This is a genomic window from Candidatus Devosia phytovorans (genome assembly GCA_029202405.1).
GTDB lineage: Bacteria > Pseudomonadota > Alphaproteobacteria > Rhizobiales > Devosiaceae > Devosia > Devosia phytovorans.
Genome location: CP119312.1, coordinates 3,315,029 through 3,328,592 on the forward strand (window position 1 = coordinate 3,315,029; position 13,564 = coordinate 3,328,592).

The 13,564-nt window shown below is 62.5% G+C and carries 8 protein-coding genes; 2 read left to right on the plus strand and 6 right to left on the minus strand.

The window, feature by feature from the left end:
• Nucleotide 1: 1 nt before the first annotated feature.
• On the minus strand, nucleotides 2–571 hold the full coding sequence (gene rfbC, locus P0Y65_16285; protein WEK03736.1) for a dTDP-4-dehydrorhamnose 3,5-epimerase: 570 nt from the start codon (nucleotides 569–571) through the stop codon (nucleotides 2–4).
• Between the two features lie 265 nt (nucleotides 572–836).
• On the opposite strand from rfbC, the gene P0Y65_16290 reads away from it, so the two are divergent.
• Entirely contained in the window at nucleotides 837–2,111 is a 1,275-nt protein-coding gene (locus tag P0Y65_16290; GenBank protein WEK03737.1) for a glycosyltransferase, read from the plus strand.
• On the opposite strand, the gene P0Y65_16295 is transcribed toward P0Y65_16290, so the two are convergent.
• On the minus strand, nucleotides 2,112–2,525 hold the full coding sequence (locus P0Y65_16295) for a diguanylate cyclase (protein ID WEK03738.1): 414 nt from the start codon (nucleotides 2,523–2,525) through the stop codon (nucleotides 2,112–2,114). It lies immediately after the preceding gene.
• Between the two features lie 287 nt (nucleotides 2,526–2,812).
• On the opposite strand from P0Y65_16295, the gene P0Y65_16300 reads away from it, so the two are divergent.
• Nucleotides 2,813–3,631 (plus strand): transglutaminase-like cysteine peptidase, encoded by an 819-nt coding sequence (locus P0Y65_16300; protein WEK03739.1) that lies wholly within the window; start codon nucleotides 2,813–2,815, stop codon nucleotides 3,629–3,631.
• Between the two features lie 44 nt (nucleotides 3,632–3,675).
• Here the strand turns inward: P0Y65_16300 and P0Y65_16305 are convergent, their stop codons facing one another.
• From P0Y65_16305 to P0Y65_16320, 4 genes are all read right to left on the minus strand, one after another.
• Nucleotides 3,676–9,213 (minus strand): DUF5801 repeats-in-toxin domain-containing protein, encoded by a 5,538-nt coding sequence (locus P0Y65_16305; GenBank protein WEK03740.1) that lies wholly within the window; start codon nucleotides 9,211–9,213, stop codon nucleotides 3,676–3,678.
• Between the two features lie 168 nt (nucleotides 9,214–9,381).
• Nucleotides 9,382–9,999: a ribbon-helix-helix domain-containing protein gene (locus P0Y65_16310; protein ID WEK03741.1), complete on the minus strand. Its 618-nt coding sequence runs from the start codon at nucleotides 9,997–9,999 to the stop codon at nucleotides 9,382–9,384.
• A complete protein-coding gene (locus P0Y65_16315) occupies nucleotides 9,989–11,320 on the minus strand; it encodes an HlyD family type I secretion periplasmic adaptor subunit (protein WEK03742.1) in 1,332 nt (443 codons plus the stop codon). The genes P0Y65_16310 and P0Y65_16315 overlap by 11 nt, the downstream gene beginning before the upstream one ends.
• The gene (locus tag P0Y65_16320; GenBank protein ID WEK03743.1) at nucleotides 11,317–13,458 is read right to left on the minus strand and encodes a type I secretion system permease/ATPase; all 2,142 of its coding nucleotides are present in this window, start codon (nucleotides 13,456–13,458) and stop codon (nucleotides 11,317–11,319) included. Before P0Y65_16320 ends, P0Y65_16315 begins: the two co-directional genes overlap by 4 nt.
• Between the last annotated feature and the right edge of the window lie 106 nt (nucleotides 13,459–13,564).

The following is a 13,564-nucleotide window of genomic DNA, read 5'->3' on the forward strand; positions in this document are numbered from 1 at the left end:
CTCAGGCTTCCTCGCCAATCGTGAATTTTGTCGACAGTTCGTGCAGCAGCGGCTGGGCCGCGTCCTTGGCCGACAGCAGGGTCGGGTCCGCAATATCGGGCCATGTGACACCGATGGCCGGATCGTCCCAGCGGACACCGCGATCGGCATCCTTGTTGTAATAGGCCGTCACCTTGTAGCTGACGAGACAGTCGGGAACGAGCGTACAAAAGCCGTGCAGGAATCCCGCGGGGATCCAGAGCTGGTTGCCCTGCTCGGCGGTCAGCGTTGCCGAGGTCCACTGGCCATAGGTAGGCGAACCCTGCCGGATGTCGACGGCCACGTCGAAAATCGCACCGACGAGGCACCGCACCAGCTTGCCCTGGGCATGGGGAGCGAGCTGGCAGTGCAGACCGCGCACGGCACCGGCCCGACTACTGAGCGACTGGTTCTCCTGCACGAAGGAGACCTTGGCAATATTGGCCACGAACCAGTCCTGCCGAAATGTCTCGGAAAAGTAGCCGCGCGCATCGGCGTGCCGGTCGGGGACTATTTCTATTGCGCCCTGGAGGCGTGTTTCTCGAAATCTCATGGCACTGATCTCAGAACCGCGTTTGATAATTACAACAATAGTTGACGCAATAGTAATTATTATGTCTTCAGGGTTAATCTCAATATATATTTCAAGGCAACACAATATAGTGTCACATAGTCTCCGCCAAAATCACGATTCTTGCTGCAAATGGCCCCCCGTTCCGCTTTTGCCACAGCAAGACCCATGATAGCACTGCAGGGCGATATATCGACTTGCAAGCCACCAGGCGGCGTCCCGAACCAGATCCTAGCTGGAAACATACATGACCTTCCAGAATCTCCCTGCACGCATTGCCTATGCAACAGGCGAATATCCGAAGGTTTCACATACGTTTATCCAGCGGGAAATCGAAGCTCTCCGCCAGCAGGGACTGTCGGTCGAGACCTTCTCCATTCGGCGCCCTGCCTCGAGCAGCGTCCTCTCGGACCAGCGGACCGAAGAGGAGCAGACCTATTATGTGCTGGAGAACTGCAAAAGACTTGGCATCTTTCTCGGGGCGCATCTACGCAAGCTCGTCCGGTCGCCTGCCGTTTACTTTCAAGTCTTGAGCCTTGCATGGCGGATGCGCTCTCCGGGTCTCAAAGGGTTGCTCTACCAGATCTTCTATTTTGCCGAGAGCGTGCTGCTGGCCGATGAACTCAACCGGCGCGGCATCACCCATCTGCATAATCACTTTGGCGATTCCAGCTGTACCGTCGCCATGCTCGCCAGCGTCCTGTCCGGCGTGCCCTATAGTTTTACCGAACACGGGCCGACGATCTTCTTTGAGGCCGGGAAATGGCGGCTCGACGAAAAGATTGCGCGGGCCCGGTTCGTGGTGGCGATCAGCCACTTCTGCCGCTCGCAGCTCATGCTCTTTTCAGCGCCAGAGCATTGGGACAAGATCGCCATCGTGCACTGTGGCGTCATCCCCGAACGCTACGCCTTTGCGCCAAAGACCAGCGCGAGCAAGCATCTGGTCTATGTGGGCCGGCTGGAGCCGGTGAAGGGCCTGCTCGTCCTGCTGGATGCTGTTGCCAACCTGAGACAACGCCATCCCGACCTGCAGCTCACCATCGTCGGCGACGGCACCTCCCGGCCGGGGATCGAAGCAACAGCCCGCGAACTGGGTCTGGCCGGGATCACCCGATTCGTCGGCTACCGGACATCGGCCGAGGTCGCGGCGCATCTGGCCGACGCCGACCTGCTTGTGCTGCCAAGCTTTGCCGAGGGCGTGCCGGTCGTCCTGATGGAAGCCATGGCCAGCGGACGGCCGGTCATCGCCTCGCGCGTGGCGGGCGTTCAGGAACTGGTGCAGGACGGGATTGCGGGCTTTACCGTGCCGCCGGGCGACGTGACGACCCTGGCACAGCGCATCGAGCAATTGATCACTGATCCCGCGCTCTGCGCGCGCATGGGCCACGCCGGCCGGCAGATTGTCGAGCGCGAGTTCAGCATTGCAGCCGAGGCCAGGCGGCTCGGCGACCTGATGACTGGCCCGGGAACTCCTGCGCCGCTGCGGATTGGAGCGCGCGCGGAGACGGCTAACGCGGGCTGATCAGGCGTAGTCCTTCAGATCGACATAGTCGACGTTGACGGCGATGGGCATGATGCCGTCGTGCGTGATGAAGATCGTGTCCTCGACGGAATCGATGACGCGCTCGCGCACGTCCTTTCCGACCTGCTCGGATGCTCCGCGCAGCAGGATGACAAAGCGATAGCCATCACTGTGGGCGACGAGGTCATCGGCACGAATTGCAGCGCGCAGCGCCTGGGCCAGCAGCGGCAGGACATCATTGGCAGCGCCCGGCACCGCACCGGCGACCATGCGCGACTGGTCCGTCAGGTCGATCAGCAGCAGGGCACCCGGTCCCTGGTCGCGTTCCGCCTCGATCATGGCCATGAAGCGATCCCACTTGAGGGTCCGCGTCCTGGGATCGAAATCCTCGGGCCTGATGGCTTCGGCGGCCATGGGAACCTCGGCCCGACGGTCATCGCCAACCGATCCGTCTCGTCTCATCCAGCCCAACCAGGAGTTTTTCATCTGACCCATCCACTGAGAACTGGGCACACCCTGCGTGACGCCATCTCAGGAGCCGCTAAAACAATTCAGACAATTTGTGCAAAATTTCGAGGACAACAAAGGTCTAGTGAATTCGATAAAATTGCATCGACCAAATGAACTCCAGATAGAGCATGTCGCTTTGGAGAATTTTATAATGCAAACAATAGGTTCATGCCCAACGCATAGAGGCATGAATGAGCCTGAACCTCGCCGCTGCCGTCATCGTTGGCCTAGTCGGAACAGTATTCAATCAGGGCATTTCCAGCCCTGATCTGGAGAGTGCAATCCTGCGCAAGGACACAATTGCCGTGACGCGCAGCGCAGTCAACGCTGTCGAGGTCACCGCGACGCCTGCAATACGTGTCGTCCCTGCCGACTTTGGCGTTTTCCAATCGGTGGCCATCTCGGCCGCTGGCCTGCCGTCCGCTGCCCGCTGGCAGGAGGCGCGGGAGACCGACTATGCCGTGTTCTTCTCGGCTGCATGCGAAACGGCTGGTTTTGAACAGTGCGACAGCGCCTTCGCAACGACATTGCGCGACGTCGCAAACCGGGCATCCGGGCTCGAGCGCGAGTTGCTCGACATGGCCAATCGCAGCGTCAATGGCGCCATGACCTATCGCGACGACCGCCAGGTCTGGGGGACGAGCGATCATTGGGCGACACCGGTCGAAATGGCCGCCCGGGGTGCCGGTGACTGCGAGGACTATGCCATCGCCAAATACTGGCTGCTGCGCAGCCTCGGCGTGGCCGACGAAAACCTGCAGCTGGTCATCCTGCAGGATACGCGTCGTCAAGTCTTCCATGCCGTGCTGGTCGCCCACATGACCACGGGCAGCTATGTGCTCGACAATGTCAGCAACCGGCTGCAGGCCGATAGCGCCTATGGCCAGTATCAGCCGATCATGAGCTTTGCCGGGGCGAAGAATTTCATCCATGGCTTTGAAAGCGGCAGCCGTGCAGTCGCGGCCATGCCGGCGGACCTCGCCACGGTTGCTCCGGGCGTCGGCCCCTAGCAGCGAAAAGGCCCGCTCGAAAGCGGGCCCTTCAACTTGCTCGATCAGATCACCTTGATGGTGAAATCGTGGTCGTCGATCTTGATGTCGATCGGCGTGTCATGCGTGCCATGACCGGAGAGCACAGCGACGTCAGACCAGTGGTCGTTGCCATTGGTGCTGACCTGCAGCACGGCATCGGCGCCCTTCTCCACAACCTGGACAAACCTGTCGACGTCACCTCCGCCGACCTTGTCGCCGTCGAGCAGCGCGCTCAAGTCGATTTCGTCCGATGTGATGTCGAAATCGGCGATGAGGTCGCGGTTCGATGCACCGGTTTCGGCGAAGACGAACGTGTCACTGCCAGCACCGCCGAACAGCGTATCATTGCCCAGACCACCGATGAGAATATCGTCGCCATCGCCGCCGGTGAGGAAGTCGTCGCCGGCACCGCCAAAGAGGGTGTCATTGCCCTCCCCGCCGCTCAGGAAATCATCGCCGGCCTGGCCATAGAGAGTATCATCGTCCCTCCAGCCGAAAACGCTGTCGTCACCCTTGCCGCCATAGATGACATCATCATGCAGCGCGCCGATCAGCATGTCACCGTGCCACCGTGCGGCGGAGTTCGATCCCGTCGCGATGTCGAAGGTCTTGACGTAGGAGGCGCCTGCCGGATCGGTCACGCGAATGGTGAGGTGATGATCGTCACCCTCGGGCATGGCGCTGCCGGTCCGGAAAACGGCGCCGGTCGTCGCATTGACCGAATAGTTGGCGGCGCTTTCCTTTTCCACCAGCGCGTAGGTGAAGCCCTTGGCATGGTCCGGATCCACGGCGACAAGCGTCGCGATCTGCATGCCGCGTCCCGGCAGCGCGTCGTCCGATGGCGCGATCCCCTCCCAGACGATGTCGGTCGGCGCCTTGTTGACCGTCAGGTCGATGACCAGATTGGCCGAAACCCTGTCGCCGTCGCCATCGGTGACCGTATAGGTGAAGGTTTCGCGCGCACCCTTGGGCAGGCCCGAGCCATTCGTGGTCTGCGTGTAGACGTAGCTGCCGTCGACCTGCACCACGAGCTTGCCGTAACGGCCATCAACCTCGAAGCCGTTCCTGGACGTGGTGTCGGTATCGTCCTTCCAGCCGACCAGCTTGGTGATCCTGCCGCTGTCGGCGCCCAGGTCATCATTGTCCAGCAGGTTGCCATTGGCACTGGCCGCGCCCTTGCCGCCGGCCGTCAGCTTCTGGGCAAAGGCCAGCGCATTGCTGTCATTGGCCAGCACAGGCACGTCGTCGATGACATAGATATTGAGGTTGTCGGTCGCCGTGGTGCCGCCGATGCCATTGACGGTGATGTTGAGATTGTCGCTGAAGCCAGCATCGCTGGCGCCGTCGTGGGTGGCGCTGTTGATGGCAGCCTTGAGCGTATAGCTATAGCTGATCGTGCCGGCGCTGGCGCTACCGGCATAGGCTGTGAACCGCAGCACGCCCTCGCCGGTATCGACCAGGCCATTGGTGGTGGCAAAGGCCTGGATCTGGGCAAGTGTAAAACTCGTCGTGCCGATCACCACAGTCCTTATGCCGTCGGTGGCCGAGACGTTGAAGGTACCCATGCCGACATGGGAGCCATCATGCGCCGTGCCGGTCGGCAAGCCTGCCTCCAGGACTCCGAGATCGACGTCGCCGCGGGTCACCACCGCCGCGCTGTCGGCCGCACCCTTGACCGTGATGGTCAGCGCAGCCGAGCTTTCGTCGCCGTCGGCATCCCGCATTGTATAGGCCAGCGTGAAGTCCTGGCTGAAATCGGCACCCAGAGCCTGGGTCTCAGCGCGGCCATTGTCGAGCGTAAAGCTCCACGAGCCGTCGCTGCCCTGGATGAGCGTGCCATATTTGCTGAGTTCGGTGACCTGCGCGGCATTGGCAGCCGCCCAGCCGACAAAGCTTGCCGGGCCATCGGCGCCGACCACGTCGTTGGACAGCACATTGCCCGAAACCAGATTGGCGCCCGCAGCGTCTTCGGTGACGGTATAGCCGGTATCGGCGACGGCCGTCGGAACGTCGTCGGCGATCTCGATATAGATGGCCGTGGCAGCGCTTTCCTTGCCGTCACTGACCGAGACATCGAAGCGGTCGAATTCCACGGCGACCGGATGGTCATTGGTCGGCGACGTCAGCTCATAGCTGTAGCTGATGCGGCCGTCGGACACGCTGGTGATCGTCAATGTGCCGTAGTTGCCAACAATGGTCTTGCCCACCCAGTCGGCGGGGCTGCGCGTTTGCGAGCCCGCACCCGAAATGGTCACGCTGTCGATATCAGTCAGCCCATCGGCGTCGCCGATCACGATCGCGCCCGTGGCGATGTGTCCAGCGCCAGGGTTGGATCCTGTGGCCAGCCCGGACTCGTTGACGACGTCGTTCTCGAAATTGCGGTTGCCCGTATCGATCACCACGCTCGGCGGTGCATTGTCATAGAGCTTGATGGCAAAGCCCGCGAACTGCTGGTCGCCGTCGCCATCGGTTGCGCCGAACTGGAAGTTCAACTGCCCGAAGCCATCGATCCGCTTGAACTGCGTGAAAGTATAGGTGCCGTTGAGGTTCACCGTCAGCTCGTAGACCTTTTCGCCGTCGATATAGCCGGTCAGCGTGCGGTAGTTGTTGCTGTATTCTTCTCGCGCGCCGTCGATCTGCTGATCGTCGATCTTGAGAACCGAATTGGTGGAGATGAACAGGCCCTTGTCGACGGACTGGCCGTCGGCACCAAAGGCCGCGTTGACCAGGCCGGAGACAGACTGGCCCAGCACTTCGATGTCGTTGTTCTCGACGCCCCCGTTGATGAATTCGGGCGTATCGTCGTCGACGGAAAAGCCCAGCTTGCCGCCGGCCGCGTCGCCGTCACCATCGGTGATGATGTAGTTGAAATTGAGCGGCAGGTTGTCCTCATAGACGACATCCTGCCCTTCCGTTGCCGGATCATCCTGGCCAGGATGAGCCAGTGGCGCGCTCATGGTCAGGGTAAACCGGCCGTCCTTGTCGATCGAGAGCTCGAAGACCTCGCGGGTCGACTCGCCCATGGTCATGGTGCCGATGAGCTTGCCGCCCTTGCCGTCCGTGACCCAGGTGGTGGTGACATCGAGGATATGGCCGACGCCATCGCCGTCGATCCAGATAGCCCTCACGGTGCCGTCCTGGCTGGCGGTGATGGACTTCAGTCCATCCGCACCGGCGTCGAAGTTGATCCGGCCGGAAACGGTTGCATCGCCGGCATCATCGCCGGGGCCGCCCGGAATGCCGCGAAACTGCGCATCGTCGTCGAGCGCATTGCTCCTGTTGTCATAACGGACATTGCTGATCGCAGGCGCATCGTCCTCGAAGCGGATCTGGGCGGAAATATCGGCGGAAGCGGATTGAGCGTCATTGTCCCCGTCGGTCGCCGTGACCACGACATGCACGGCATTGGCGACGAGTGAAACCACCTCGTCGGGGCTGCTGGCGTCAGCATGCTGCAGCGAGAGCCACTGCGCGATGGTAACCTTGCCGGTCGTCGCGTCGACATGAATGGCGATCGCGGCATCGCCGAGCATCTCGCCGTCCCAAACGCGGCCAACGACGAGATCGCCTTCGATTACGAGGACGATGGGCTGGCCCGCAGTGGTAAAGAGGCCGCTTTCTCCGTCGAGACCAAGAGACAGGCCGAAGACGAGGGCATTGCTGCTTGCCCGGCCATCGGCGCCGAAGTTGACGTCGACCGACACCAGCGCCTGGGTGCTCTGGGCATAACCGATGGCACCGTCGAAGAAGATCCTGGCCGCGGCAGGCACATCGGCGTCATTGCCCTTGCTGGCCACGTCGCTGAACAGCTGGGAAACTTTCAGGATCGACTTGACCACCTCGACGTCATTGTCGTCACGATCGCCGGTCGGACCGAAACGGTCCCACAGGGCGTTCTGCGGCCAGGCAGATTCGTCATGGGTGATCGTGTTGTCGGCGATCGCTGCAACGCTGATGACGGGAATATCGTCGTCAACGCTGACGGAGAACTGGCCATGGGCCAGGTCGCGGTCTGAATCCCTGGCGGTGAACTGCACCACGAGGTCGATATTGTCTTCATGGCCGCTGCTGCCTTCCGGCGCGGCCGCACGCAGCAGGACCGGGAACAGCCCTTCCTCTCCACCTTCCCCACCCGTCGGGGTGGTCTGGGAGGGATGATCAAGCTGGCCCAGCAACTGGAACTTGTAGCTGCCGGCGCCATCGTCGGAGAGCGAGATGCGGAAAACCCCGTAGGCGCCTTCACCCTCGCCGACCCAGCCGGTGAGGATCGTGCCATCGGGCGACAGAGCGAAGTTGAGTGGCCGACCGCCCGAGGTCAGGCCCCCATTAGCGGCGACAAAGGCGTCGAAATCGGCCTGGGAGAAAAAGACCGAACGGCCCACGCCATCCTGGGCGAAGCTGCCGTCCTCGTTGATACTATCGGCGGCGTCGTAGTTGTCGGCACCCCAGCGGATATTGAGGCTGCCGACATAGGTCGCTTCCCCTGCCTCGTCTTCGCCATTGCCGCCGAGGTCATCGCCTTCGGCATGGTCACCGATGCCACCCGGCAGGCCATCCTCGTCGACAATGGCATTGTCGGGCGGACCGATTTCCGGGCTGTCGTCTTCAAGGCCGATGGTGACGGTGGCGGTCGCCGTGCCGCCGCGGCCGTCATTGGCGGTCACGGTCAGGCCGAGGTTGACCACATCTTCGCCCTGCAGCGGATGATCGACCGGCTGCAGCAGCTGGATCGTTACCGTACCCGTTGGTCCGCCAATCTTGATGTCGAATACCGTGACGTCGCCGGCCTTGCCAATCAGATGATCGGTACCGACACCTTCCCAGGTAATCTCGACGCCATTGGAGGTGAACGGTGCAGTGGGCGCGCCGAAGGTGAAGCTCAATCCATCGCCGTCGGGATCGGATGCACCAAGATCGATCGTATAGCTGGTGCTGTTGGAGAAATCCGAGCCGACGGGATTGGAGTCGGGCAGGCCATCGGACAGGCCTTCTTCGGAGAGGGTGAAACCAAAGGCGCCCTGACCGAAAATGCCGGTGCCGAAGACCGGGCGCCCGTTGGCCGGGAAATATTCCTCGATGGTCTGGTCTTCAAAGCTCAGTTCGGTCGGGGGCAGCAGGTCGCCGATGTCGAAGGCGTCGCCAATGCCGCCGACGGGCACTTCGAAATTGCCACCCGAACCATTGGCAGTGCCGGCTTCGGGGCCGGCCGCGGCTTCGATGCCATTGGCTTCAAACAGCGCAGCGACGGCCTGGGGCGGAATTTCGACCGTACCGATGAAGATGGTCAGCCCCTGGATGGCGCCTTCCGGTACGACGATGATCGAACCGTCGGGCTGGACGAACTCAAGATCCGTGCCATTGACGCGGGGCTGGTCCACGCTGGCGGTCAGCGGCAGGCGGAGGATATTGCCGTCTTCAACCTCGATCACCAGGCGGGTGGGTTCGTCAGCGGCCGTTTCGATCGGGGCGGACACATCGGCCTGCGCGACCAGGACCACCGGAGAATTGAGCGCACCAGTTTCAGCCGAAACCAGTTCTTCGCCGCGAATGCTTTCTACCATGACTATCCCCCAGACCACGCAGAGTGGTTAATTGAGGGTAAACATATATTGGCAGAACAACGCTCACAATTGTTGGCACCAGCTTAAAGCATATCGCGATATGCTGGACTTGTTGTTATTCGTTTAACCTTAACTGCTCTGACATATCTGAATATGCGATCGAACAAGTCAGCTGATAATAAAACCAATCAGGACATTGGCTGGAGCCGGCGGTGGAATGACGATGCGGGCATGGGTGCGCCGCTCGTGATTGTCGACCTGGATTGAGAGGCCGCACTCGATCGCGGTCCCAGGTTCGAGCTCGGCGAACAGGGCCTCAGCCGGACGATCGAGCTTGAGCTGGGCTTTGTCGACCGGGCCGGAGCGCGCCAGGACGGTCCGGATATAGCGCACGAATTCGTCGTTGACCCGCACCAGATGCTTGTTGCGATCGAGGGCAAAGCTGGGCGTCGGCGCCATCTGCATCAGCTTGACCACGGCCATGGGCGCCGAGAGCGGGGCAAGGCGCTCCGCATCGTCGAGCAGGCGCTTGACCACGACGCTGCGCAGCCCGCTCGACAGATTGGTGCCGTCGGCACGCGCCTGGCCCAGCATTTCGCGCACCATGTCGGGCGTCTTGCGGTTCTGCCGCCTGGCCATATGGGCAATGGCATCCCAGAACACGGATTCCAGCCGCAGGGCCTGGCGGCCATCTGGCGTGGACACGGTGCGGAAGATCGGCGTGGACCAGTGTTTTTCGCTGTCCGAGGCCGGCTCGATGCCGAAGGTATCCTGCTCAGCGCTCAATGAGCGCCTCCTGCTGCACCTTGTTGATGGGCTTGAGCAGATATTGGAGGATGGAGTGCTTGCCGGTGATGATGTCGACCGTCGTCACCATGCCCGGCAGGATGGCCAGTTCCTGGCCGCGATAGTCGAGCGTGGTCTTTTCAGCGCGAACGGTCACCAGGTAGTAGGTCTCGCGCGTCTGCTCATCGACGATGGAATTGGCCGAGACATTGTCGACCACGCCTTCGAGCCCGCCATAGACGGAGAAGTCATAGGCAGTGAACTTGATGCGGGCGAGCTGGCCGGGAATGACGAAGGCCACGTCGGACGGCTTGAGCCGCGCTTCGACCAGCAGGAAGTCCGATTTCGGCACGATATCGAGTACGCGGGATCCGGCATTGACCACGGCGCCGATGGTGGTGAGGTCGATGCTGTTGACCACGCCATCGACGGGCGAGCGCAGTTCGGTGCGGGTGACGCGGTCGGTGGCGCCGCGCAATTGCTGGGTGGCACTGGCGAGTTCCGCCCGGCGCAGGGTGAGTTCGGAGAGGGCTTCCTGGCGAAACTGCTGCTCGGCCTGATCCATCTGCAACTGCGCCTCGCGCAGCGCGGCGGTGAGACGAGCGCTGCTCTCGTCGCTGCCGGCGATCTGGCCGGAGAGATCGGCCACTTCGCCCTGCAGGGCCAGAAGATCGGTCTGGGCGGCGAGGCCGCGCGCCGCCATGGGGGCGATCAGGTCGAGACGCTGCTGGGCCACGCCAAGATTGCCCTCAAGGCGCAACTTGTTGGCCGCGACTTCATTGAGTTCGCGCTGGCGCTGCTCGACGCGCTGCGCCAGCACATCCTTGCTGCTGGCAAGGCTCGCGAGCCGTGACTTCAGCAGGTCGACCTCGGCGGCACAGACATCGGGCGCCTGGGCGGCGACCTCGTCGGCACAGACATAGTCAGCCACCGTCAGGCCGAAGCTTTCGACGCGCAGCCGCTCGACCTGGGCCTGCAGCGCCAGGACACGCGCCTCGACTTCGCCGGCAGATGAGGCCGTCGTCGTGTCATCGAGCCGGATCAGCAATTGGCCGGCGGTCACCTGTTCGCCCGAACGGACCAGGATGTCGGTGACAACACCGGCTTCGGCGCTCTGGACCACCTGGATCTTGCCCGAAGGAATGACCTTGCCTTCGGCGCGGCTGATCTGGTCGACCTCGGCCCAATTGGCCCAGAGCAGGAAGGCCAGCAGCACGCCGACGACGAGCAGGATGATATAGCTCCAGGCGCGCGGCGGCTTGTCGAGCGCCAGATGATAGGGCCTGTTCCTGGCCTCGCCCTTGGGCCGGTGGAAGTTCATGCGCTCTCCCCGCGGGCCCGGAGTTGCGCCAGCACCTCGTCCTTGGGGCCGTCGGCGACGAGCCGCCCGTTATCGACCACCATCAGCCGCGTCACCAGCGAGAGCAGGCTATAGCGATGGGTGGCAATCAGCACGGTCTGGTCGGGCATGAGGCTGGCTTCGAGGTGCCGGATCAATTGCCGTTCGGTGGCGAGGTCCATCGAGCTCGAGGGTTCGTCGAGGAACATGATCTTGGGCTCGACGAGCATGGCGCGGGCCAAAGCAATCGCCTGGCGCTGGCCGCCCGAGAGCAGCACACCACGCTCGCCCACCGGCATGTCATAGCCTTGGGGATGGCGCGAGACGAAGTCTTCCACGCCGGCCTTGCGCGCGGCAGCCAGCACGCGCGCCTCGCTGGCCGTGGGGTCGCTCATCATGATGTTGTCGCGTACGGAGCCGTTGAAGATTTCCGGATCCTGCACGACAAGACCCACGGCGCGGCGCAGGTCGTCGGGATGATATTGATCGATGTCGATACCATCGATCGACACTTCGCCTTCGGTGGCGCGGTGGAAATTGACCAGCAGGCGCCCGATCGTCGTCTTGCCCGAACCGATGCGGCCGATGATGCCGATCTTTTCGCCCGGCTTGATCGAGAAGGAGACGCCGTCGAGCACGAAGACCTTGCTGCCCGGATAGGCGAACCGCACCTTGTTGAGCGTGATCCGGCCGGCCTGCACCACGCGCTGCACCACGCCCTGCCCGCGCGGCCGTTCGTCGGGCAGCTTCATGATGGCGTCGACCGTGGCATAGGCCTCCATGGCGGTGCGTGCCCGCAGGAGCGTCGCGGCGATCATGCCGATGGGGGCGATCAGGCGGTTGGACAGCATCATGGCGGCAATGATGGCGCCGGTCGTGACATCGCCCGAGGTAAAGGCATAGGAGCCGCCGACGATGATGCCGACCAGCGAGAGCTGGGACAGGGCCGCCGTGGTGTTGGTGGCGATGGACTGCAGCATGCGCAGCTGGTCCTGGGTATGGGAGGAGGCCAGCACGGCCGCTTCCCAGCGGCGCAGCAATTGCCCCTCGGCGCGCGAGGCTTTGACCGTCTGGGCGCCGGTCAGCGCTTCCACCAGCACGGAATTGCGGGCCGAGGATTCCGCCAGCGCCGATTTGACCGCGCGACCGGAGAGCACGCCGACCACCAGCGTCATGACCAGCGCGATGACGCCAGCGATCAATGGGAAGACCACGAGCCAGCCGACGAGCACGGCAATGATATAGGCGAAGATCCCCAGGAACAGCACGTCGACAAACATGACCAGCGTGCTGGCCGCCACGAACTCGCGCAGCACTTCATATTGCCCGATGCGGCTGACAAAGGCGCCCGTCGAATTGGGCCGCGAGGACATGGGCGTGTTGAGCACGCGATCGAACAGCGCCGAGGAGAGGCGGAAATCGATGGCGCGGCCGACGAATTCGATGACGCCGGCCCGGGCCAGCTTGAGCAGCAGGTCAAAGACCGCCACCAGCGCTATGCCGATGGCCAGCACCCAGAGCGTGGTCTGCGCCGAATTGGGCAACACACGGTCATAGACATTCATGGTGAAGAGCGGAAAGGCGATGGCGAAGATATTGATGAAGGCCGCCGCCAGCAGGACGTAGACGATGCTGACGGCATGGCCTTGCACCGCCGACCAGAACCAGTGCCCGGTCCGGGCAAAGCGATGGCCAGACTGCTCCTGCACATTGTCGAAATTGGGCGAGACCAGCAGCAGGCTCGCCGAGCGGCGGGCATCGAGCTGTTTGGCATCCATGTTGATCTCGCCGCCAAGCAGCGGATCATAGACGCGATACATGCGCCGACCGACCCTCGACAGCACCACCAGCGGCGCGCGATCGCCCGGCAGCAGCATGGCGGGAAAGTCGAAATCCTTGAGCCGCGCCAAGGCTTCCTGCACTGGTCGCGCGGTGATGCCGACCCGACCGAGCGACGCTTGGACCAGCCCCACATCCATCACGCCATTCTGCAGCGGCAGGCCGGCCGTCAGTGTCGCTGGTGAATCGGACTTCCGCCAGGCCCGCGCAATAAAGCGAATGCAGTCAAGGACAGGGTCCTGATGCGTCGGCTCAGCATCGACGGAAGTAACGGCGGACATGATCAGACCGCCGCCCAAGCAATGCACATGGGCATGATCACCATTTGGGTCACAACACTTTGGCTATTAAAGCATAGAGGCAGCCCGGCGGCGATGAATGGCTGCC

Excerpts from the sequence above, each read along its gene's own strand:
- P0Y65_16320 (WEK03743.1), bottom strand. The coding sequence starts at position 13,458 with ATGTCCGCCGTTACTTCCGTCGATGCTGAGCCGACGCATCAGGACCCT.
- P0Y65_16290 (WEK03737.1), top strand. The coding sequence starts at position 837 with ATGACCTTCCAGAATCTCCCTGCACGCATTGCCTATGCAACAGGCGAA.
- P0Y65_16300 (WEK03739.1), top strand. The coding sequence starts at position 2,813 with ATGAGCCTGAACCTCGCCGCTGCCGTCATCGTTGGCCTAGTCGGAACA.
- rfbC (WEK03736.1), bottom strand. The coding sequence starts at position 571 with ATGAGATTTCGAGAAACACGCCTCCAGGGCGCAATAGAAATAGTCCCC.
- P0Y65_16305 (WEK03740.1), bottom strand. The coding sequence starts at position 9,213 with ATGGTAGAAAGCATTCGCGGCGAAGAACTGGTTTCGGCTGAAACTGGT.
- P0Y65_16315 (WEK03742.1), bottom strand. The coding sequence starts at position 11,320 with ATGAACTTCCACCGGCCCAAGGGCGAGGCCAGGAACAGGCCCTATCAT.
- P0Y65_16295 (WEK03738.1), bottom strand. The coding sequence starts at position 2,525 with ATGGCCGCCGAAGCCATCAGGCCCGAGGATTTCGATCCCAGGACGCGG.